Annotated in this window: 16 protein-coding genes; 11 read left to right on the top strand and 5 right to left on the bottom strand. The window is 64.1% G+C overall.

The annotated features are described in order from the left end of the window. Positions 1-8: 8 nt before the first annotated feature. On the bottom strand, positions 9-458 hold the full coding sequence (locus Q2941_RS10720; RefSeq protein ID WP_027526047.1) for a (2Fe-2S)-binding protein: 450 nt from the start codon (positions 456-458) through the stop codon (positions 9-11). Positions 459-677: 219 nt separating this feature from the next. After that, positions 678-1,307, bottom strand: a complete 630-nt coding sequence (locus Q2941_RS10725; protein ID WP_254107103.1) for a cupin domain-containing protein — start codon at positions 1,305-1,307, stop codon at positions 678-680. Between the two features lie 210 nt (positions 1,308-1,517). Here Q2941_RS10725 and Q2941_RS10730 point away from each other — a divergent pair, with 210 nt between their 5' ends. The 6 genes from Q2941_RS10730 to Q2941_RS10755 all read left to right on the top strand — a co-directional run bounded on the left by Q2941_RS10730 (position 1,518) and on the right by Q2941_RS10755 (position 9,447). Next, positions 1,518-3,209 carry a peptide ABC transporter substrate-binding protein gene (locus Q2941_RS10730; RefSeq protein ID WP_458192425.1) on the top strand — a complete coding sequence of 564 codons (1,692 nt, stop codon included), beginning with the start codon at positions 1,518-1,520 and terminating at the stop codon, positions 3,207-3,209. A 27-nt stretch (positions 3,210-3,236) separates the two neighbouring features. Continuing rightward, positions 3,237-4,187: an ABC transporter permease gene (locus Q2941_RS10735; RefSeq protein ID WP_458192426.1), complete on the top strand. Its 951-nt coding sequence runs from the start codon at positions 3,237-3,239 to the stop codon at positions 4,185-4,187. Positions 4,188-4,189: 2 nt separating this feature from the next. Continuing rightward, positions 4,190-5,065 carry an ABC transporter permease gene (locus Q2941_RS10740; RefSeq protein WP_027526043.1) on the top strand — a complete coding sequence of 292 codons (876 nt, stop codon included), beginning with the start codon at positions 4,190-4,192 and terminating at the stop codon, positions 5,063-5,065. Positions 5,066-5,108: 43 nt separating this feature from the next. Next, positions 5,109-6,437 (top strand): NAD(P)/FAD-dependent oxidoreductase, encoded by a 1,329-nt coding sequence (locus Q2941_RS10745; RefSeq protein WP_254107099.1) that lies wholly within the window; start codon positions 5,109-5,111, stop codon positions 6,435-6,437. A gap of 13 nt (positions 6,438-6,450) precedes the next feature. Further along, on the top strand, positions 6,451-7,377 hold the full coding sequence (locus Q2941_RS10750; protein WP_458192427.1) for a 2-hydroxyacid dehydrogenase: 927 nt from the start codon (positions 6,451-6,453) through the stop codon (positions 7,375-7,377). A gap of 201 nt (positions 7,378-7,578) precedes the next feature. Beyond that, positions 7,579-9,447 carry an ABC transporter ATP-binding protein gene (locus tag Q2941_RS10755; protein ID WP_458192428.1) on the top strand — a complete coding sequence of 623 codons (1,869 nt, stop codon included), beginning with the start codon at positions 7,579-7,581 and terminating at the stop codon, positions 9,445-9,447. A gap of 24 nt (positions 9,448-9,471) precedes the next feature. On the opposite strand, the gene Q2941_RS10760 is transcribed toward Q2941_RS10755, so the two are convergent. Continuing rightward, the gene (locus Q2941_RS10760) at positions 9,472-9,861 is read right to left on the bottom strand and encodes an SPW repeat protein (protein WP_458192429.1); all 390 of its coding nucleotides are present in this window, start codon (positions 9,859-9,861) and stop codon (positions 9,472-9,474) included. A 283-nt stretch (positions 9,862-10,144) separates the two neighbouring features. On the opposite strand from Q2941_RS10760, the gene Q2941_RS10765 reads away from it, so the two are divergent. Next, positions 10,145-11,767 carry a B12-binding domain-containing radical SAM protein gene (locus Q2941_RS10765; RefSeq protein ID WP_458192430.1) on the top strand — a complete coding sequence of 541 codons (1,623 nt, stop codon included), beginning with the start codon at positions 10,145-10,147 and terminating at the stop codon, positions 11,765-11,767. On the opposite strand, the gene Q2941_RS10770 is transcribed toward Q2941_RS10765, so the two are convergent. Next, complete coding sequence (locus tag Q2941_RS10770) at positions 11,748-13,136, bottom strand: MFS transporter (RefSeq protein WP_458192431.1); 1,389 nt, start codon at positions 13,134-13,136, stop codon at positions 11,748-11,750. The two genes, Q2941_RS10765 and Q2941_RS10770, sit on opposite strands and share 20 nt — an antisense overlap. A 169-nt stretch (positions 13,137-13,305) precedes the next feature. On the opposite strand from Q2941_RS10770, the gene Q2941_RS10775 reads away from it, so the two are divergent. The 4 genes from Q2941_RS10775 (at position 13,306) to Q2941_RS10790 (ending at position 19,827) form a co-directional block, all read left to right on the top strand. Beyond that, a complete protein-coding gene (locus tag Q2941_RS10775; RefSeq protein WP_458192432.1) occupies positions 13,306-14,376 on the top strand; it encodes an isocitrate/isopropylmalate dehydrogenase family protein in 1,071 nt (356 codons plus the stop codon). Between the two features lie 235 nt (positions 14,377-14,611). Then, the gene (locus Q2941_RS10780; RefSeq protein WP_458192433.1) at positions 14,612-16,246 is read left to right on the top strand and encodes a flavin-containing monooxygenase; all 1,635 of its coding nucleotides are present in this window, start codon (positions 14,612-14,614) and stop codon (positions 16,244-16,246) included. Between the two features lie 77 nt (positions 16,247-16,323). After that, positions 16,324-17,517: a methyl acetate hydrolase AcmB gene (gene acmB / locus Q2941_RS10785; protein ID WP_458192434.1), complete on the top strand. Its 1,194-nt coding sequence runs from the start codon at positions 16,324-16,326 to the stop codon at positions 17,515-17,517. Positions 17,518-17,865: 348 nt separating this feature from the next. Beyond that, positions 17,866-19,827: a sigma-54-dependent Fis family transcriptional regulator gene (locus Q2941_RS10790; RefSeq protein WP_458192435.1), complete on the top strand. Its 1,962-nt coding sequence runs from the start codon at positions 17,866-17,868 to the stop codon at positions 19,825-19,827. Between the two features lie 53 nt (positions 19,828-19,880). Here the strand turns inward: Q2941_RS10790 and Q2941_RS10795 are convergent, their stop codons facing one another. Continuing rightward, positions 19,881-20,624 carry an SDR family NAD(P)-dependent oxidoreductase gene (locus tag Q2941_RS10795; protein WP_027526033.1) on the bottom strand — a complete coding sequence of 248 codons (744 nt, stop codon included), beginning with the start codon at positions 20,622-20,624 and terminating at the stop codon, positions 19,881-19,883. Positions 20,625-20,667: the final 43 nt, after the last annotated feature.

A 20,667-nucleotide genomic window follows, 5' to 3' on the forward strand; every position in this document is an offset into this window, starting at 1 on the left:
CCGCCTCCTCAAGCGTTCGCGATCGTGTGGATCGCTTCGCGCACCTGCTGGAAGGTGCCGCAGCGGCAGATATTGGTGATGGCCTCGTCGATATCGGCGTCGGTCGGTTTCGGCTTCTCCTTGAGCAGCGCCGCAACCGCCATGATCATGCCGCTCTGGCAATAGCCGCATTGCGGAACGTCATGGGCGATCCACGCCTGCTGCACCTTGTGCAACGTAGCGCCGCTCGCCAGCCCCTCGATCGTGGTGATCTGCTTGCCTTCGGCTTCGCTGACCGCGACGCCGCAGGAGCGGGCGGCGACGCCGTCGATGTGAACCGTGCAGGCGCCGCATTGCGCGATGCCGCAGCCATATTTGGTGCCGGTAAGGCCGACATTCTCGCGGATCGCCCACAAGAGAGGCGTATCCGGCTCGACGTCGACAGTGATTGATTTTCCGTTGATCGTAAGGTTTGCCATCGCAGTCCCCTGATTGGCCCATCCACCGATGAGGCCCAAGGCGCGCAATCTGTCCGGCAAACGGAACCGTTTCAAATCAACAATCTGGGGTTGGGCCCGCTAAGAATCTTGTGGGAGCGGGAAGATTGTCGAGGATGCGGTGTTAACGCCGTCTTCACGGCTATGCCGTGTGCGCATCGGCGAGGCGCGCAGAGCTCATGACGCGCTTGCACAACGGCCTCAACCGTCCGGCGGATCGGTCTGGCGCAGCGTCGTCACCCAGATCACCCGCGCCACCTGCTGCGTCGGGTTGTCGAACATGTGCGGCACGATGCTCGGGAAGCGGAAGCTGTCTCCGGCCTCGAGCAGATGGGCCTGATTGTCGAGCCATAGCCGCAGGCTGCCGGACAATATGTAGCCCGCCTTCTCGCCGGTGTGCTGGAAGAAGTCGGTGCCCGACGAGCCGCCAGGGTTGAGCGTGAGCTCATAGAGTTCGAGTTGGCCTTTACCTTCCGGTGTCAGCGCTTCCTTGACGACGCCGCTGGCAGTGAGCCGAAGCAGCCGCCGGCTGTTCTTGCGCACGATGTAGCGCGGTGCCTCGCTGGGATCGCTGGTCTCGAAGAAATAGGAGATCGGCACGTCCAGCGCGATGCTGAGCAGGCGCAGTGTGCGCACCGACGGCATGGCGCGCGCGCGTTCGAGCTGGCTGATCATGCCGGTGGAGAGGCCCGTGCGATTGGCGACGTCCTGGATCGAGAGGCCGGCGCGCTGACGAAGCAGGCGCACGGTCTCGCCGAGACGCTGGTCGACTGCCTCGTCGCTGTCGATCGGGGCGTTGTTCGGAATGCTCGTCTCGCCGCGCCCAGCCATTGTTGCTCTCCTGCATCATCTCGCCGCATCATCAGGCGCAGTTCAGTCGGATTGAAAATGTGACGCATACTAGCAATGCGATTGACAGGTGTATTTAGCCGTGATGAAATTTCGTTCGAAAAATTTAGAAGCACTAAAGCCCACTCCTGTCCCTTTGCCGGGTCACGGGGCGCGGGAGAGGGTGCCGTGCGCGAGAATCGGAGAGTGGTCATGGCAGGCGAGACCGGCAAGTTCGGCGTTCCAGCACTGCGTTCCGGCATCCCGAACCGCCGCCAGTTCATCCAGCTTGGCGCGAGCGCAGCCGCCGGATGGGGCCTTTCAGGCACGGCTTTCGCGCAAACCGAACGTCCGACCAATCCGCCGGACAAGCCGCGCGGGCAGGTAATCGCGGCACTGTCGCAGGAGCCGACCGTCTTTCATCCCCTGATGCCCAGCATCGAGGTCGATCAGGGCGTTTGGTGGCAAGTGTTCTCGCCGCTCTGGTTCATCGATCCCGACGGCAAATTCGTTCCCGATCTCGCTCGCGAAGTCCCTTCAATCGAGAATGGCGGGCTGTCGGCCGACGGGCTGACCTGGAAGGTCAAGCTGCGCAACGACGTGAAGTGGCACGACGGCACGCCGTTCACGGCGGAGGATGTGAAGTTCTCGCTTGAGCTGAACAACAATCCGGACTTTCGTGCGCGCAGCCGCGTTGGCCACAGCCTGGTGAAGGACATCACGGTCGTCGCGCCCGACGAGATTCACTGGCGCATGGAGCGGCCGTATTCGCCCTACATGTCGATCCTGGGATCGCTGACTTTCATCGTGCCCAAGCACATCCTGGAGAAAGTGTCCGATCCGAACGCCTCGCCGTTCCACAATGCGCCGGTCGGAACCGGACCGTTCCGCTGGGGCGAGCGCGTGCCGGGCGACCATATTCTGCTCAATGCCTATGCCGGCTACCACGGCAAGGGGCCGTACCTCGAACGTGTGGTCTTCAAGTACATCCCCGACCTCACCGTTCTCTACACGCAATTCCGCACTGGTCAGGTCGACTACACCGGCCTGCAGGGCATCCAGCCGAACTTCGTGCAGGAGGCGAAGACGCTGAAGGGGCGGAAGATCTTCGTCTCCTCGACGTCCTCGGTGGAGCATATTGCGCCCAACCTGGAATTCGGCCCGTTCGCCGATCGCACGGTGCGCGAGGCGCTTTACCTCGCGATCAACAAGAAGGCGATCATCGAAGCGCTCAACTACGGCCTGCCGACGCTGACCGAAAGCTTCGTGCCGCAGCAGGCCTGGTCGTTCCAGCAAGGCCTGCCGCAGCACAGCTACGATCCGGCCAAGGCCAATGCGCTGCTCGATGCCGCCGGATGGGTCCGCGGCTCCGGTGGCGTTCGCGAGAAGGGCGGCGTCAAGCTCGAATTCACCAACTCGACGACATCTGGCAATGCCGTGCGCGAGCAGACCCAGCAGCTCCTGATCCAGGATTGGCGGGCGATCGGCGCCGCCATGCGCGTGAACAACATGCCGGCTGCGGTGATCTGGGGTGATTACTGGCAGCAGTCGAAATTCAATTCGGTGCTGGTGTCCGTTAACTTCATGCTGGGCAGCGATCCCGACGTGACGCCGCGCTTCGGGTCCGGCGCCATTCCCGCCAAGGGCGGCCGCGGTTACAATACCTATCAGTACCAGAGCGCGGAGGCCGACCGTCTCCTTGCCGAGGGCGCCAAGCAGTTCGATCTGGCGCAGCGCAAGACCACCTACGGCGATCTGCAAAAGCTCATCCGCAACGATCTCGCCATCCTGCCGCTGTTCCAGGGGTTCATTGCCGAGGGCGTCAAGGAGGGGCTGCAGGGCTTCCGTCCCAACATCAACACCTCGATCAACTGCTGGAATATCCGCGAATGGTACTGGGCGTGATGGATCCGGCCTGCGGGATCGCCTGAGATGGCCCGTTACGTCGCCAATCGCCTGGCGCAGGCGATGATGCTGCTGGTGATCGTCTCCGCGCTCGGCTTTGCGATGCTGCATCTGGCGCCAGGCGGCCCGCTCTCGCAATTTGCGGCCTCCGCGCAAATGACGCAGGAGGACCTCGACCGCGTCACTCGCCAGCTAGGGCTCGATCGTCCGCTGCCGATACAGTATCTCGACTGGTTCGGCCGCATGCTGAAAGGCGATTGGGGGCGCTCCTATCGCGACGGCGAGGTGGTGCTATCAGTCATCGGCTCGCATCTTGGTGCCACCTTCGAGCTGATGGCGACCGCAACCATCATCGCCGTTCTGCTCGGCTGCTGGATCGGTGTACTTGGCGCGCTGCGCCGCTATTCGCTGTTCGATACGCTCGCAACCGTCGGCGCCATGGTCGCGCTGTCGATCCCGACCTTCTGGTTCGGGCTCGTCACCATCTATGTTTTCTCTGTCAAGCTCGGCTGGCTTCCCTCCGGCGATCGGCAGACCATCGGCGACGGCTCCTTCCTCGATCTTCTGCATCACCTGATCGCTCCGGCCTTGGTGCTGGCGCTGGTCGAGACCGCGATGTGGGGACGCTTCATGCGCTCCTCCATGCTCGAGGTGATCAATCAGGACTACATCCGCACCGCGCGTGCCAAGGGCATGCCCGAATGGCGCATCCTGACGCTGCACGCCTTTCGCAACGCGCTGCTGCCGATGATCACGGTAGCCGGCCTTCAGTTTCCGACTCTGCTCGGCGGCGCGCTGGTCGCCGAGACCGTGTTCACCTGGCCCGGCATGGGCCGCCTGTTCCTCGATTCCATCGGCTATCGCGACTATCCGGTGGTGATGGGCATCTTGATGTTCTCTGCGACGATGGTGTTGATCGGCTCTCTCATCGCCGACATCCTCTATGCCGTCGTCGATCCGCGCATCCGGGTCGGATAGCGATGAGCACAGCCGCCATGCAGATCGCCCAGCCCGCGCCCGCTCACGCCGCCTGGCTGCGCTTCCGCCGCCACCGGCTTGCACTGGCAGGCGCCATCATCATTCTCATCCTCGTCCTCGGCTCGGCATTCGGCCCTTATCTTCTGCCGTTTGACGACACCTATATCGACGTGCTGAAACGGTTCGCGCCGCCACTGTCGGGCGCGCATATCCTCGGCACGGACGAGCTCGGCCGCGACGTGCTGGCGCGGTTGATGATGGGTGGGCGGGTGTCGCTCTCGATCGGAATCGTTGCGATGGTGATCGCAATGGCCGTCGGCATCGTCGTCGGTGCGTTCGCCGGCTTCTATGGCGGCGTCATTGGCGCGGTGCTGATGCGGCTCGTCGACGCGGTGCTGTGCTTCCCGACGATCTTTCTTCTGCTGGCGCTTGCGGCACTCACCGAGCCGGGCCTCGTCACCACCACCGTGCTGATCGCGGCGACCGCCTGGATGGCGGTCGCCCGCGTCGTCGAGGCCCAGGTCCGTTCGCTGCGCGAGCGTGAATTCGCGATTGCCGCCGTCGCCTTCGGCTCCTCGAACCTGCGCATCATGTTCCGTGAGCTGGTGCCCAATGCGATCGCGCCGATCGTGGTGGCGGCGACGCTGAACGTCGCCAAGGCGATCCTGCTGGAGTCCTATGTCAGCTATCTCGGCTACGGCATCCAGCCGCCGGCAGCGAGCTGGGGCAACATGCTCAACAATGCCCAGATCTATCTCACCAGCGCGCCCTGGCTTGCGATCGCGCCGGGCGTCGCCATCACGCTTGCGGTGACGAGCTTCAACTTCCTCGGCGACGGCTTGCGCGACGCGCTCGATCCGCGAATGAACATCCCATGACGAGCAGACCCGCTTCGCTCGAACTGAATACCAGGAGTGTCCCATGTCCCCGCCGCTCAACCGTATAGCCAGCGACGAACGCCTGCCGGCGCAGGCAGACATCGTCGTCATCGGGGGCGGCGTCATCGGTGTCTCCGCGGCCTATCATCTGGCGAGGAAGGGACATTCCGTCGCGCTTCTCGAGAAGGGGCATGTCGGCGCCGAGCAGTCGAGCCGCAATTGGGGCTGGTGCCGCCAGCAGGGCCGCGCCCGCGAGGAGATTCCGCTGGCGCGCGAGGCGCTGCGGCTGTGGGAGGACATGCAGAACGACGCCGGCGTCGATGCCGGCTTCCGACGCACCGGCGTCTTGTTTCTGACCAAGAGCAAGGACGAGCTTGCCGGCTGGGAGCGTTGGGCCGCCGTTGCACGCGAGCAGCAGGTTCACTCCACGATCCTGACGCCGTCCGAGATCGCCGAGCGCCTGCCCGGCAATGCCGACAAATGGGTTGGCGGCCTGCACACGCCGAGCGACGGACGCGCCGAACCGTCGATGGCTGTGCCCGCGCTCGCCGTCGCCGCGCGCAAGCACGGCGTGACCATCCATCAAGGCTGCGCCGCGCGCGGGCTCGAGACCCAAGGCGGACATGTCAGCGCCGTCGTCACCGAGAAGGGGACCGTCCGCGCACAGTCCGTGTTGCTTGCGGGCGGTGCGTGGTCGTCGCTGTTCTGCCGGCGCCATGGCATCGAGCTGCCGATCGGTCTCGTCAATGCCACCGCGTGCCGGACCACGCCGGGGCCGGAGATCACGTCGGGTGCGCTCGGAACCGACTTCTTCTGCATCCGCCGCCGCCTCGACGGCGGTTTTACGCTCGCGGTGCGCAACCGCGGCACGGTGGAGCTGTCGCCCGATCTCTTCCGTTACGCGCGGACCTTCTGGCCGACCTATCAGCATCGCAAGAACGGACTGAAACTGTCGTTCGGCAAGTCGTTCTTCGACCAGATCATGCGCGGCACGAGCTGGAGTTTTGACAAGCCGTCACCGTTCGAGGCTGAGCGCGTGCGTGATCCCGAGCCCGACATGTCGCTGGTCACTTCGGCGCTATCAGCGCTGATCAAATCGAACCCTGAGTTGAAGGACATCGAGATCGCCGAAGCCTGGGGTGGCACGATCGACACCACGCCCGATACCATTCCGGTGATCTCGCCCGTCGATGCGCTGCCGGGCTTCTTCCTCGCGACCGGCTTTTCCGGCCACGGTTTCGGCATCGGGCCTGCGGCCGGCAAGCTTGCCGCCGATATCGTGACGGGCTCGACACCGCTGGTCGATCCCGCCGCCTACAGCCACAAGCGCATGATCGACGGCCGGCGGCTCGCGCCGGTCAGCCCGTTCTGAGAGTTTCTGTGGCATGACGGTTCTCTACAAGGCCAATATGGTTCGCGGCGCGGAGTGGGCGCGCCTCTTCGCCGAGCGAGCGCCCGACCTGCCATTCCGGCTCTGGCCCGACATCGGCGATCCCACGGAAGTGCGCTATCTGGTGGCGTGGATGCCGCCGGACGACATCGCGAAGTCCTTTCCCAATCTCGAACTCGTCTTCTCAGTGGGGGCAGGCGTCGATCAATTCGATATCACAAAACTTCCCCCTCACATTCCGCTTGTCCGCATGCTCGAGCCCGGCATCACCGAGCGCATGCTCGAATACGCCAGCATGGCCGTGCTGGCGCTGCATCGCGATCTCGTGCACTTCATCGCCCAGCAGCGGGAGCAGGTCTGGCGAGAGCTTCCAGTCACCCAGACCGGCGAGCGGCGTGTCGGCGTGATGGGGCTCGGCCTGCTCGGTCAGGCCCTGCTCGGGCGACTCAAGTCGTTCGGCTTTCCGCTTCTAGGCTGGAATCGTTCGCCGCGAAGCATCGCGGGCGTGACCTGCTTTGTGGGCGCGGGCGCGTTGCCCGATTTTCTCGGGCAAACCGACATTCTCGTCTGCCTGCTGCCGCTGACGTCGGAGACGCGCGGAATCCTCAACGCAAATCTGTTCGCGCATCTGCCGCGTGGCGCCCGGCTTCTCAATGTCGGGCGAGGCGGGCATCTGGTCGGAGCCGATCTCATCGCGGCGCTCGACAGCGGCGTGCTGTCGGCTGCGGTTCTCGATGTTGCCGAGCCCGAGCCGCTGCTTGCAGGCCATCCGTTCTGGAGCCATCCGCGCATTCTTCTGACGCCGCATATCGCAAGCACGACGAAGCCGGAAACGGCCGTGGACTTCGTGCTCGACGTCATCGCGCGTCACCGCCTCGGCGAGGCCTTGCCGGGGCGCGTTGACCGTGATCGCGGCTATTGAGGGTGCGATGACGATGGTGATATCGGTGCAGCCACGAACTCGGTTCACCTCTCCCGCTTGCGGGAGGGGTCGTGCCGAAGGCGCGGGTGAGGGCTCTCTCCTCTTGGGGGGCCTCGATCATGGCAGCACCCGCTCCCCAACCCTCCTCCGCGAGCGGGGGAGGGGGCGCACCGTCTCCGCGTCAGGCGTTCGGTTCTTCGCATGAGCATCGGCGCAAGCGGACTTGACCAAGCGGTTGCCGAGGCACGGACACCGGTGCTGTCGGTCGCGGGCCTGACCACGTCCTTCCTGCGCGAGCGGCAATGGCTGCCGGTCGTCCGCAACGTCTCGTTCGACATCGCCGCCAGGGAAACCGTGGCGATCGTCGGCGAGTCCGGCTCCGGCAAGAGCGTCACCGCGCTCTCGATTATGCGGCTCGTTCCGCAGGAGACCGGCCGCATCGAGGGCAGCGTCAAGCTTGCCGGCCGCGATCTTCTGGCGCTGCCCGAACCGAGCATGAAGGACGTCCGTGGCAACGAGGTTGCCATGATCTTCCAGGAGCCGATGACGAGCCTCAATCCGGTGCTCACGATCGGTTTCCAGATCGCCGAGGCGCTGATCTACCATCGCGGCCTGTCCGGTGCGGCGGCCGAGGCCGAGACGGTCCGGCTGCTCGATCGCGTCCGCATTCCCGCGGCGAAATCGCGCTTCCACGAGCATCCGCATCGTTTCTCCGGCGGCATGCGCCAGCGCGTGATGATCGCGATGGCGCTGGCTTGCAAGCCGAAGCTCCTGATCGCCGACGAGCCGACCACCGCGCTCGACGTCACCATCCAGGCCCAGATCCTCACGCTCCTGAAGGAGCTGCAGGACGAGGAGGGGATGTCGATCCTCTTCATCACCCACGACATGGGCGTGGTCGCCGAGATCGCCGATCGAACCGTGGTGATGTATGGCGGGCAGGCGGTTGAGACCGACGCGACAGCGCGCATCTTCGCCGCTCCCTCGCATTCCTATACGCGTGCGCTGCTTGCCGCTGTGCCGCGTCTCGGCTCCATGGACGGACGGCCGCGGCCGGTGCGTTTTCCTATCGTCGACAAGATGACCGGGGCATCGGACGATCCAGCGGATACGCCTGATACAGTCGCGACCTCAGGGCCGCCGCTGCTCGAAGTGTCCAACCTCACCACGCGCTTTCCGATCCGGTCGGGATTGTTCGGAAAGGTCTCGGGCCGCGTCCACGCGGTCGAGAACATATCGTTCGATTTGCGCGCCGGCGAAACGCTGGCGTTGGTCGGCGAGTCCGGCTGCGGAAAGTCGACAACGGGCCGATCCATTCTCAAGCTGGTTCAGCCTGACAGTGGAACTGTCCGGCTCGATGGCCAGGATGTTCTAGGCATGAATGCGCGAACCTTGCGCGCGTTTCGCAGGCAGATGCAGATCGTCTTCCAGGACCCGTTTGCAAGCCTCAACCCGCGCATGTCGGTCGGTTCGGCGATCGCCGCGCCGCTGCGGGCCAATGGCCTTGCTTCCAACTCGCTAGCCCACGAGAAGGTTGCCGATCTGCTCGTTCGCGTCGGTCTGACCGCTGACATGGCCGCACGCTTTCCGCACGAATTCTCCGGCGGCCAGCGGCAGCGCATCTGCATTGCGCGTGCGCTCGCGCTCGGGCCCAAGCTGATCATCGCGGATGAGGCGGTCTCGGCGCTCGACGTCTCGGTCAAGGCGCAGGTCGTCAACCTGATGCTCGACCTTCAGGCCAGCATGGGCCTTGCCTATCTCTTCATCTCGCACGACATCGCGGTCGTCGAGCGGATGAGCCATCGCGTCGCGGTGATGTATCTCGGCGAGATCGTCGAGATCGGCCCCCGCGCGGCGGTGTTCGGCAATCCCCAGCATCCCTATACGAGGAAGCTCATGGCGGCCGTGCCGGTCCCCGATCCTGCGCGCCGGGGCGAGACGCGCGGTGTGTCGAACGACGAGATCAAAAGTCCGGTGCGGGCGCCTGACTATCAGCCACCTGCGCGTGAGTATCGCGAGGTCTCGCCGGGCCACGTCGTCCAGGTCTGGGGCGAGGAATGGGCGGGCTGAGTGGCGGCGCCTATGCGTCGCATCTCACGGATGAGGTCCTTCCTGTCCGCCTGGCGAAGCAAATTCCTCCGGGTGCCTCTTTTCGTAGTGAAGGAAGAGATCGAGGAAGGCCAGAAGCGGGATGACGGCGCCCATTCCGATGCTGATATGCATCGCCCTCGTATGCGGGAAGCCAAGCAGCCAGGGCGACGCGATGAGCCAGACGCCCATCAGGACGTTCACCCACTCCTCCCAGTCGCGATAGGCGATGATGGCGGCCAGCGAGGCGATGCCGATGATCGCGGCCGTGATCCAGAGGTCAACCTTGCCTTGCTCGTTGGTCAGCCTGAACAGCCATGGCGATAAGAACAACACGGCGGCGAGAAACAGGTTGTAGAGATCGGGTACCGTTTCGCGCTCTTGCCACTTGCTCATGACGCACCTCCTGCGCGCGAGGATATCTGAAGAAAAGCTTGGGCCGTCGCCCGGTTCCCGATGAACGGGCGCTGCAGGAATAGACTTTGGTCGTAGGGAGTTCCACCAAGACACAGGCATCAGTGAGCCATCGCTTCGCCCCGAATGTCAGCAAGACGGCCTGTTACGACGCCGGCTCACGACTGGCCCTCACTGGAACAGAAAGTGACCGCTCGTCCCGCTTGTAAGGATGCAAGACTGGCGCGCTTTGGTACACTCGGCACCAAGCCTTAAAGGGGGTTCCATGAACGTGCCGCGCCCTTGCAACGTGCTCATGCTCTATCCGCTGTTCACGGCGGACTCGTTCTGGAGTTTTGGCGAGTCCTGCAAATTGATGGGCGTCCGGCGCCCCGCGGCTCCCCTGGGGTTGATCACCGTCGCGGCGATGCTGCCCGAGAACTGGACGGTACGCCTCGTCGACTGCAACACGACGGCGCTGGGTGATGACGATCTCGACTGGGCAGACGTCGTCTTCACGGGTGGAATGTTGCCGCAGCAGGCCGACGCGCTGCGGCTGATCGAGCTTTGCCGCGCCAGGGCCAAGCCGGTGGTCGTCGGCGGCCCGGATCCGACATCGAGTCCCCACGTCTACGCGCGGGCCGACTTCCAGGTGCTGGGCGAAGCCGAAGGCGTCATCGACGAGTTCATCGCAGCCTGGGACCGCGGCGCCCGCTCAGGCGTATTTACCGCGCCGAAATTCCAGGCCGACGTGACCACGACGCCGGTGCCGCGTTTTGACCTCTTGAAGTTCGACGACTATCTCTATCTCGGTGTGCAGTATTCCCGCGGCTGCCCCTTCACCTGCGAATTCTGCGACATCATCGAGCTCTACGGTCGCGTCCCGCGCACCAAGACGACGCCCCAGATGCTTAACGAGCTCGATGTGCTCTACCAGATGGGTTACCGCGGCCATCTCGATTTCGTCGACGACAATTTCATCGGCAACAAGAAGTCGCTCAAGCTGTTCCTTCCCGAGCTCGCCGCATGGCAGCGCGCGCACGGCTACCCGTTCGAATTTTCGACCGAAGCCTCGGTCAACCTTGCCGATGATCCGGAACTCCTGGACCTGATGGCCGCAGCCAACTTCTTCGGCATCTTCGTCGGTATCGAAAGTCCGGACCCGGCGACGCTGGTTGCGATGCGGAAGAAGCAGAACACGCGGCGCAACATCGCCGAGAGCATTCACAGGATTTACGGCGCCGGGATGCTCGTCACCGCAGGCTTCATCGTGGGCTTCGACAGCGAGAAGGTCTCGATGGCGGATGCCATGATCGGCTTCATCGAGGAGGCCGCCATTCCGGTCTGCATGGTCGGTCTGCTCTATGCCTTGCCGAACACGCAGCTCACCCGCCGTCTGGCTCGCGAAGGCAGGCTGCACGCGCACCACGATCTTGCCTCGACCACGGAGGGCGATCAGTGCACCGGCGGGATCAATTTTGATCCGGTGCGCCCGCTGCGGGATATCCTGACGGATTACAAGCAGGTCCTGGAGAGCATCTATCATCCCGTCGCTTATGCGAGCCGTGTCGACCGGTTGATGACGATGCTCGACCGCTCGCGGCAGCGGCCGGAGCTGCCCGAGGGCGACATTCGCAACAAGGTGCGCGCGCTGGAAACCGTGCATCGCGTCACGTCAAGCATTCCCGAAGCGCACGGTCCGCTCTGGAAAACCTTCCTCAGCTGCGCCAAGCGCGACACGTCCTCGGCGCGCATCGCGGTCGCGATGATCGCGGCCTATGCGCATCTCGGACCGTTCTCGCGCCGGGTCATCGAAGCCATCGATGCCCGTCTCGCTGCCTTGGACGAGCAAATGCCGATCCCGGCGGCGGTCGCGTCCGCGTCACACTCTACTTCACCGCCAGCCTGAGGAAGCTCATCACGCTGCCGAGCGCGGCGAAGCCGGCGCCGAGTGCCAGCGCGCCGGTCGCGCCGTCATGTCCCGCAAGCGCAAAGCAGAGCGCGGCGAGCGCCGCGCCGGTCGTCTGTCCGGTCAGCCGCGCGGTGGCGACGATGCCGCTTGCGCTGCCGCTGCGATGTGGCGGCGCGCTTGACATCACCGCCTTCATGTTTGGCGCCTGGAAGAAACCAAAGCCCATACCGCAGATCACCATGCGCCAGATGATGTCAGGGATGTACGGATTGGCCGGAAGCGTCGCCAAAAGCGCCATGCCGATGCCGAGCAGCACGAGCCCGATGCCGCCGAGAAGTCCGACCGCGTGACGGTCGGACAGGCGGCCGGCGATCGGCGCCATGATGGCGACGACCAGCGGCCACGGCGTCATGAAGAAGCCGGTCTCGACCTGGGAGCGCCCGAGTACGTCCTCGAAATAGAACGGCAGCGAGACGAAGGCGAGGCCCTGCACGGCGAAGGAGCAGACCGCAGTTGCCGCCGACAGCGCAAACATGGGACGGCTAAACAGGTCGATCGGCAGCATGGGTGCGGGATGATCGGCATGCCGGCGCGTCAGGATCAAGCTGATCACGAGTGCTGCGACCAGCTCGACCGCGACGAGGCGAGGGGAGAGATTATGCGCCGCGCTGCCGATGCCGGTGATGAACAGGCCGAGGCAGATCGCCGCCAGCACGGCGCCTGCGAAATCAAAGCCGTGATCGGCGCGCGGCGTCTTCGGCAGCATCGCGAAGCCGATGCCCATGGCGATGAGGCCGAAGGGAATGTTCACCGCAAACAGCCATGGCCACGGCCCGAGCGCGAGGATCGCGGACGCGATCGACGGCCCGAAGGTGAAGGCGGTGGCGACCACCAGCGCATTGTGGCCGAAGCCGCGGCCCTGCATCCGCCCGGGATAGACGAAGCGCACGAGAGCCGTGTTCACGCTCATGATGCCGCTGGCGCCGAGGCCTTGGAGCGTGCGCGCCACGAGCAGGCTCGGCAGCGACCACGCCACCGCGCAGAGCAGCGAGGCGATGGTGAAGAGCAGGAGACCGCCGAGATAGATGCGCTGGTGACCGACGATCTCGCCGAGCGCTCCCAGCGGCAACAGCGTGGCGACCAGCGCGATCTGGTAGACGTTGACCACCCAGACCACCTGCTCGGGACTGACATGGAGATCGGCAGCGATGGCGGGCAGGGCGATATTGGCGATCGCGGTATCGAGCGAGGCCATCGCGAGCGCGGTGAAGATCGCGGCGATCGCCCAGCGCCGGCGCATCGTGGGCAGGCCGTCGGCGACGGGGCGTTCGGGCTCCTTCGCGAGCGCAGGTAACGTGATTGTCATTGCCTGCGATGTCTCCGGAAAGTGTGGGTTGAGTGTTGCTATCCGGGATGTACTACGGCCGCGCTGCGTGCCACAGGCATATGCTTGCATACGGCTATGCGCGAAGATCGGGCGGAGATTGCGCGCCATGGCGTATGATCTGCCCGAGCTGGCTTGAGAGGAATGACCGATGCAAATTGTCGTGCTGCCGGGTGACGGGATCGGGCCGGAGATCACAGCCGCGACCACGGGCGTGCTGCGCGCCGCGTCCGAACGCTTCCAGCTCAATCTGCGGCTCGAGGAGCATGCCATCGGTCACGCCAGCCTGAAGCAATTCGGCACAACTGTGCGGCCCGATCTCCTCGACATGGTTCGCGCGGCGGACGGCCTGATGCTCGGCCCCACCGCGACCTTCGATTTCAAGGATGAGGCGCGTGGCGAGATCAATCCGTCGCGTTACTTCCGCAAGAACCTTGATCTGTTCGCCAACGTTCGCCCCGCGCGCACCTATGCCGGCCGGCCCGGCCGGCTCGGCGATTTCGATCTTGTGGTGGTGCGCGAGAACACCGAGGGCTTTTATGCCGACCGCAACATGGAAGAAGGCAATGGCGAGCTGCTGGTCACGCCTGATGTCGTGATCTCGCTGCGCCGGATCACGCGATCGTGCTGCGAGCGCATCGCGCATGCGGCCTGCCGGCTGGCGATGAAGCGGCGCAAGCATCTCACCATCGTTCACAAAGCCAATGTGCTCAAGATCGGCGACGGCATGTTTTTGGACATCTGCCGGGAGGCGGCGAAAAGCTATCCAGGGCTCGCGGTCGACGACGTGTTGGTCGACGCCATGATGGCGCATGTTGTGCGCAACCCCGCCAGCTTCGACGTCATCGTCGCCACCAACATGTTCGGCGACATCCTGTCCGACCTCACCGCGGAACTGTCCGGCAGCCTCGGCCTCGGCGGCTCGCTCAATGTCGGCGACCGTCACGCCATGGCGCAGGCCGCGCACGGCTCGGCGCCTGACATCGCGGGGCAGGACGTCGCCAACCCGGTGTCGCTGATCCTGTCGACCGCGCTGCTGCTGGCATGGCACGGGGAAAAGAGCCGCGCGGTCCGCTATGAGGAGGCTGCGCGCGCGATCGAGGACGCGGTGGCGACCGCAATCGCCCAGGGACGCACGACGCGCGACATCGGCGGTATTCTGGGCACAGCGGCGATGGGCGCCGCGGTGGCGGAGCTATTGCACCGCAAGATCCAGGTTTGATCGCGGCGCGACATTGCGTTCGCGTTCCGGTTTCGCAGCCTTGCCGATCGAAATTCGGTCTGGCCGCATGTCCACCGTTTGATTTTCGAACGGACGAGAGGTTGGCTTCCGCGGCCAACACCTCAATGACTGCAAGCGCTTAAATCCACAAATCTGATCTGGCACGCAATCTGCGTTTCTCCCCGCGTCTCCCACGCGCCTTACGGCGGGGAGCAGAACAATTGGGAGGAAATGCATGAGTGAGTCCAAGAGTAATGGCGCGGGCAGGCACGAAAGCCTGGACGCAGTGGTGATCGGCACGGGCGTTGCCGGTCTCTACCAGCTCCACAAGCTGCGCGACGAACAAGGCCTGAAGGTCAAGGCCGTCGATACGGCCACCGGCGTCGGCGGCACCTGGTACTGGAATCGCTATCCGGGAGCACGTTTCGACTCCGAGGCTTATATCTACCAGTATCTCTTTTCGGAGGAGCTCTACAAAGGCTGGAGCTGGAGCGAGCGTTTCCCCGGTCAGCCGGAGATCGAAAAGTGGCTCAACTACGTCGCCGACAAGCTCGATCTGCGCAAAGATATCCGATTCTCAACGACGATCACGAGCGCCGTCTTCAACGAGGCGACGCAGCGATGGACGCTCACGACCGACAAGGGCGGCACCATCGACGCGCAGTTCCTGATCACCTGCTGCGGCATGCTGTCTGCGCCGCTGACGTCGGTGTTTCCCGGACAGGACACGTTCAAGGGCACGCTCGTCCATACCGGCCGCTATCCGAAGCAGAAGCTCGATCTCGCGGGCAAGCGCGTCGCCGTGGTCGGCAATGGTGCCACGGGCATTCAGGTGATCCAGACCATCGCCGGCGAGGTCGGTAGCCTGAAGGTGTTCGTGCGCACGCCGCAATACATCATTCCGATGAAGAACCCGAAATACGGGCCGAAGGAGGTCGAGGCCTACAAGGCGCGGTTCGAGGAGTTCCGCAAAACCCTGCCGCACTCGTTCACCGGGTTCGAGTACGACTTCACCAACGGCAATTGGAAGGATCTCACGGCGGACCAGCGTCACGCCGTTCTGGAGAAGATCTGGGATGAAGGCTCGCTACGGCTGTGGCTCGCCTCATTTGTCGAGATGTTCTTCGAGGAGGATGTCAGCGAGGAGATCTCCGAGTTCGTCCGCAAGAAGATGCGCGCGCGCCTGAAGGACCCCAAGCTCTGCGAGGCGCTGATCCCGACTGATTACGGCTTCGGCACGCATCGGGTCCCGCTCGAGACCAACTACCTGGAGGCTTTTCACCAGCCGAATGTCGAGCTGGTCAGCGTCAGGAACAACCCCATCAAGCGGATCACGCCCCAGGGTATCGAGCTCACCGATGGAACGTCGTATGGGCTGGATGTGATCATCCTCGCGACCGGCTTCGACGCCGGCTCCGGTGCATTGACGCGCATCGACATCCGTGGCCGCGGCGGCCGCTCGCTGAAGGACGAGTGGAGCCGCGACATCAGGACCACGATGGGGCTTCAGGTTCACGGCTATCCCAATATGTTCACGACCGGCGCGCCGCTGGCGCCGTCGACGGCGCTCTGCAACATGACGACATGCCTTCAGCAGCAGGTCGAGTGGATCAGCGATTGTATCGCTTATCTCAAGAAGAACCACTTGAGCGTCATCGAGCCGACGAAGGAGACGCAGGACGCCTGGGTCGCGCATCATGATGAGGTCGCGAACACGACCCTCGTGACCAAGACGCACTCCTGGTACATGGGCTCGAATGTCGAGGGCAAGCCGCGCCGTCTGCTCTCCTATATCGGCGGCGTCGGGACCTATCGCCAGAAGTGCGATGAAGTCGCTTCCTCGGCCTATCCCGGCTTTGCCAAGCAGTGATCGACGCAGGTCGCGCGAGCGCTCCCGCGAGCGCGGCCCTTCTTTTCGCATCTCCCAAAATTCAATGGAGGAAACACATGTGCAGAGAATTTGCTGTAGACGCCGAGGCCATCCTCAATGAGGCGGTCACGACGGGGCCGGGTGTCCCCGGCGTCGTCGCCATGGTGACGGATCGCAATGGCAATATCTACGAAGGCGCGGCAGGCAAGCGTCGGACCGACAAGCCGGAGGCGATGACGACGGACACGAGCTTTGCGATCTTCTCGACCACCAAGGCGATCACCGGCACCGCCGCTCTTCAACTGATCGAAGAGGGCCGGCTTGACCTTGATGCTCCCGCGAAGAGATATGCGCCCGACATCGGCAAGCTGCAGGTGATCGAGGGCTTCGATGCCAAGGGCCAGCCCAGGCTTCGCGCGCCGAAGCGCGACGTGACCACGCGCATGCTGCTGCTGCACACCGGTGGCTTCGGCTACGACTTCTTCAACGAGAACTATCTGCGCCTGGCGACCGACCACGGACAGCCGAGCGTGATCACCTCGTCGAAGGCTGCGATCATGACGCCGCTTCTGTTCGATCCCGGTTCGAAATGGGAGTACGGCACGAACATCGATTGGGTCGGGCAGGTCGTCGAGGGCATCACCGGCAAGCGGCTCGGCGAGGTCTTCGCCGAGCGCATCTTCAAGCCCCTCGGAATGGCGAACACGACGTTCGAGATCAATGACACGGTGCGCAGCAAGCTCGCCGGGATGCATGCCCGCAACGCCGATGGCTCGCTCACGCCGATGGACTTCGAATTGCCGGCGAAGCCCGAGGTCCATATGGGCGGGCACGGCCTCTACAGCACGGTCGGCGACTACATGCGCTTCATTCGGATGTGGTTGAACGACGGGAACGGCCCGCACGGCCGGGTGCTCAAAGCGGAGACCGTGACGATGGCGGAAAAGAACCACCTCGGCGATCTCAAGGTCACGGCGCTGCCGGGGGTGATCAAGTCGCTCTCCAACGATGCCGAGTTCTTCCCGGGTCAGTCGAAATCCTGGTCGTTCACGTTCATGGTCAATGACGAGGAGGCCCCGACGGGCCGCCCCGCAGGCGCGCTCGGCTGGGCTGGCCTTGCGAACCTGTTCTACTGGATCGACCGGCAGAATGGCTTCGGCGGCTATTGGGCGACCCAGATCCTGCCGTTTGGCGATCCGGCTTCGTTCACCGGATACATGCGCTTCGAGACGGCCTTCTATGACACCTTGCACCGGCGCAAGGCAGCCTGAGCATGGTCAGGACCCGGAGGGCCGCGTTGGCGCAAAGTTTGAAGCGGCTTTCCCTCGCGATAAACGCGGAACGCGTTTGCGCGGAGATATTGCTCAAACAATAACCTCAAGCGCGATGACGATTCATCCCGATCTCATCGCGCTTTAGGGGTCTTGTCAGGCCACAATCACTGGTTGCGCCTCCGGCCTCACGCTTTCGCAGTGCGGTCGGAGGCGCGTCAAAGTTGCGCCGTGATCCCGTAATCAGTTGCGCATTGGAATGGAATGGTCTCAAAATCGGTCGATAAAGCTCGGGGTCCGCCAAAAACAATAAGATCCTGGACCACTCAGCGCGTCAAAGGAGGAAGCGTGTTGGGTCAGACGCCAGAGGAAGCTTTTGCGAATCCAGGTATTGAGCGCGACGTCCTGACAAGCTGGGAGCACTTCCTGTCCGGGACCGGCGCTGGCGGGCAGGTCGTTCGGCCCGCGATCAACGATTCCTGGCGGCGGAGCCAGAAATCGGCCGTGGACTACCGGCGCAGCCAGGCTCCGCTGCCGATGAACGACGAGCGGCTGCGGCGCCTGCTCGACAATCGCACCCGCCTGGTCCACGCCGGCGCGTCGACCATGGCACTGGCGCGCGACTACATGCTCGAAACCGGCACGGTGATGGTTCTGACCGATGTCGATGGCATCGTGTTGCGCCTGGAAGGCGACACCAGGATCGCATTGCGCAATGCGGTGGAGAAGACTCACCTGTTGCCCGGCAGCAATTGGAGCGAAGCGACCTGCGGCACCAACGCGATCGGCACGGCGCTGGAAACCGGTCAGGCCATCCAGGTTCATGCCACCGAGCATTTCTGCTCGGGGATCCAGCGTTGGACCTGCTCGGCCTCCGTCATCCGCGATCCCATCGATGGCGCCGTGATCGGAGCCATCGATATTTCCGGGCTGTCGGATTCCTACGGACGGCAGGCACTCGCGCTGGCGATTTCGGCAGCCGCGCGCATCGAGGCACATCTGCTCCAGATGGAGATGGATGCCCGTTACCGGCTTCTCGACCAATGCTTCTGGATGCTGCCTCCTTCGGACCGCCATCACGCCGTGCTGTTCGATAGCGCCGGGCGGCCCTTCAAGGCGAACGGCGAAATGGCGCAGATCTTGCGCGACCTCGGCGCGCCGCACAGCCAGTCGAATTTTCCCCACCTTGTGAGCAGCGATGATCGGCCATGGAGCAATTCGCGCCCAGCGTGGATCAAGGAGGAATGGCTGCGACCAGTGGCGTATCAGGGTGAGCATCTGGGAACCGTCATGGTGGCGCCGAAGCCAGCGATCTCGAGCAGGTCCGTTTTGCCACCCGCGCAAGGTGACGCCAGGGCCTTCGCCAACATCATTTTTACGGATCCCAAGATGCATGCCGTCGTCGAAAAATGCCGTCGTGTCGGCACGACCGCGGCTCCTGTCCTGCTGCTTGGTGAGACCGGCGTCGGCAAGGAGGTTTTCGCTCAAGCCATTCATTCTGCGTCCCCGCGCCGGAGCGGCCCATTGGTCGTCGTGAACTGTGGCTCCGTCTCGCGCGAGCTGCTGGCGAGCGAACTCTTCGGCTATGTCGACGGCGCCTTCACTGGTGCGCGGCGCGGCGGCATGTCCGGAAAGATCGAGGCCGCGTCCCGCGGCACGCTTTTCCTCGATGAAATCGGTGAACTGCCGCTCGATCTCCAGCCAATGTTGCTGCGGGCTCTGGAGAATGGCGAGATCAGCAGGGTCGGCGACACCGTTGCGCGCAAGGTGGACTTCCGCCTCGTCGCCGCGACCAACCGCGATCTGCAAGCCGAGGTGGATGCACAGCGCTTCCGCAAGGATCTGTACTACCGGCTGGCCGTCGTGCCCGTCGTCATACCGCCGCTGCGGGAGCGCTGCGATGACATTCCGCTGCTGGTCGATCATTTCGTCGCCCAGGCAAAGTCGCGCTATGGCCTTGCCGATCGCCGTTTTGCGCCGGAAGTGTTCGAATGCCTGCGTCGCTATGATTGGCCCGGCAACGTCCGCGAACTGCGCAACTTGATCGAGCGCCTGATGCTGACCAGTAGCGGGGACCAGATCGAGCCGTCGGATCTGCCCGATACCATCCGGCGGACGGACGATGCGCGCGAACCGGGCTTGTCTCTGGCCGAGTCAGCCGAACGTGACTTGATATCGCGTACGCTGCGGTCGTGCAGCGGCAACGTGACGGCGACCGCGTCCGCGCTCGGTCTCGCCAAAAGCACCGTCTATGCGAAGCTGCATCGTTACAACATCCGCCTCGACCCGGGCTCCGCAAATCCTCGCTAAAATTCGGTCGCTGCTGTCGGGCTCCGAAGCAAGCCCCTAGGGCCGGCCCCGCCTCAGAACTGATACCGCCGCAACCCGCCATCGACCGGGATCACCGTGCCCGTGATGTAGCGCGCAACCGGTGAGGCCAGGAATACGGCGAGGGCGGCGAGGTCCTCCGGCTCGCCCCAATAGCCGACCGGGATTTCTTCCTCGGCAAAGCGCTCGCGATAATCGGGTGCATAATTGCGACGGATCTGCTCGCTCATGATGCGGCCGGGCGGGATGCAGTTGATGGTGATGCCGTGCTTGCCGATCTCGCGTGACAGGCCCTTGGCCCAGGCGTGCACGGCGGCCTTGGCGGCGAAGGCGGCGTTGAGCCCTTCCGGCTCGGACTTGCCGGTGATGTTGATGATGCGGCCCCAGTTGCGCTCCATCATCTGCGGCAAGAGCGCATGCGCGATGCGGCGGTAGCTGGTGAAATTCAGCGCGATCGCCTCGTCCCATTTGCTGTCGGGCGCATCGACCGGCAGCGGACGGCTGCCGCCGGCATTGTTGACAAGGATGTCGACATGGCCGAACTCCCCGAGCGCAAAGGCCGCCAGCCGCTCGGCGGCGTCCGCCGCCATCACATCCTGCTCGAACGGCGTGATCAGTCCCGCGCCTGTCTCCTGCACGAGTTGGTCGAGCAGGTCCTTGCGCCGCGCCACCGCCACCACGCGCACACCCTCAGTGGCAAGCCCCTTGGCGATGGCGCGACCGATGCCGATGCTCGCTCCGGTGACGACTGCGGTTTTCGACTTGAGCCCGAGGTCCATGGTCACACGCTCTCTTGTTTGCTTTTGTTGTGTTTGCTGATCG

It is taken from the genome of Bradyrhizobium sp. UFLA05-153, assembly GCF_054185185.1.

Coding starts and splice junctions, on each gene's coding strand:
- Q2941_RS10795 (WP_027526033.1), bottom strand. CDS start 20,624: ATGGACCTCGGGCTCAAGTCGAAAACCGCAGTCGTCACCGGAGCGAGC.
- Q2941_RS10730 (WP_458192425.1), top strand. CDS start 1,518: ATGGCAGGCGAGACCGGCAAGTTCGGCGTTCCAGCACTGCGTTCCGGC.
- Q2941_RS10775 (WP_458192432.1), top strand. CDS start 13,306: ATGCAAATTGTCGTGCTGCCGGGTGACGGGATCGGGCCGGAGATCACA.
- Q2941_RS10720 (WP_027526047.1), bottom strand. CDS start 458: ATGGCAAACCTTACGATCAACGGAAAATCAATCACTGTCGACGTCGAG.
- Q2941_RS10740 (WP_027526043.1), top strand. CDS start 4,190: ATGAGCACAGCCGCCATGCAGATCGCCCAGCCCGCGCCCGCTCACGCC.
- Q2941_RS10765 (WP_458192430.1), top strand. CDS start 10,145: ATGAACGTGCCGCGCCCTTGCAACGTGCTCATGCTCTATCCGCTGTTC.
- Q2941_RS10770 (WP_458192431.1), bottom strand. CDS start 13,136: ATGACAATCACGTTACCTGCGCTCGCGAAGGAGCCCGAACGCCCCGTC.
- Q2941_RS10745 (WP_254107099.1), top strand. CDS start 5,109: ATGTCCCCGCCGCTCAACCGTATAGCCAGCGACGAACGCCTGCCGGCG.
- Q2941_RS10725 (WP_254107103.1), bottom strand. CDS start 1,307: ATGGCTGGGCGCGGCGAGACGAGCATTCCGAACAACGCCCCGATCGAC.
- Q2941_RS10780 (WP_458192433.1), top strand. CDS start 14,612: ATGAGTGAGTCCAAGAGTAATGGCGCGGGCAGGCACGAAAGCCTGGAC.
- Q2941_RS10750 (WP_458192427.1), top strand. CDS start 6,451: ATGACGGTTCTCTACAAGGCCAATATGGTTCGCGGCGCGGAGTGGGCG.
- acmB (WP_458192434.1), top strand. CDS start 16,324: ATGTGCAGAGAATTTGCTGTAGACGCCGAGGCCATCCTCAATGAGGCG.
- Q2941_RS10735 (WP_458192426.1), top strand. CDS start 3,237: ATGGCCCGTTACGTCGCCAATCGCCTGGCGCAGGCGATGATGCTGCTG.
- Q2941_RS10755 (WP_458192428.1), top strand. CDS start 7,579: ATGAGCATCGGCGCAAGCGGACTTGACCAAGCGGTTGCCGAGGCACGG.
- Q2941_RS10760 (WP_458192429.1), bottom strand. CDS start 9,861: ATGAGCAAGTGGCAAGAGCGCGAAACGGTACCCGATCTCTACAACCTG.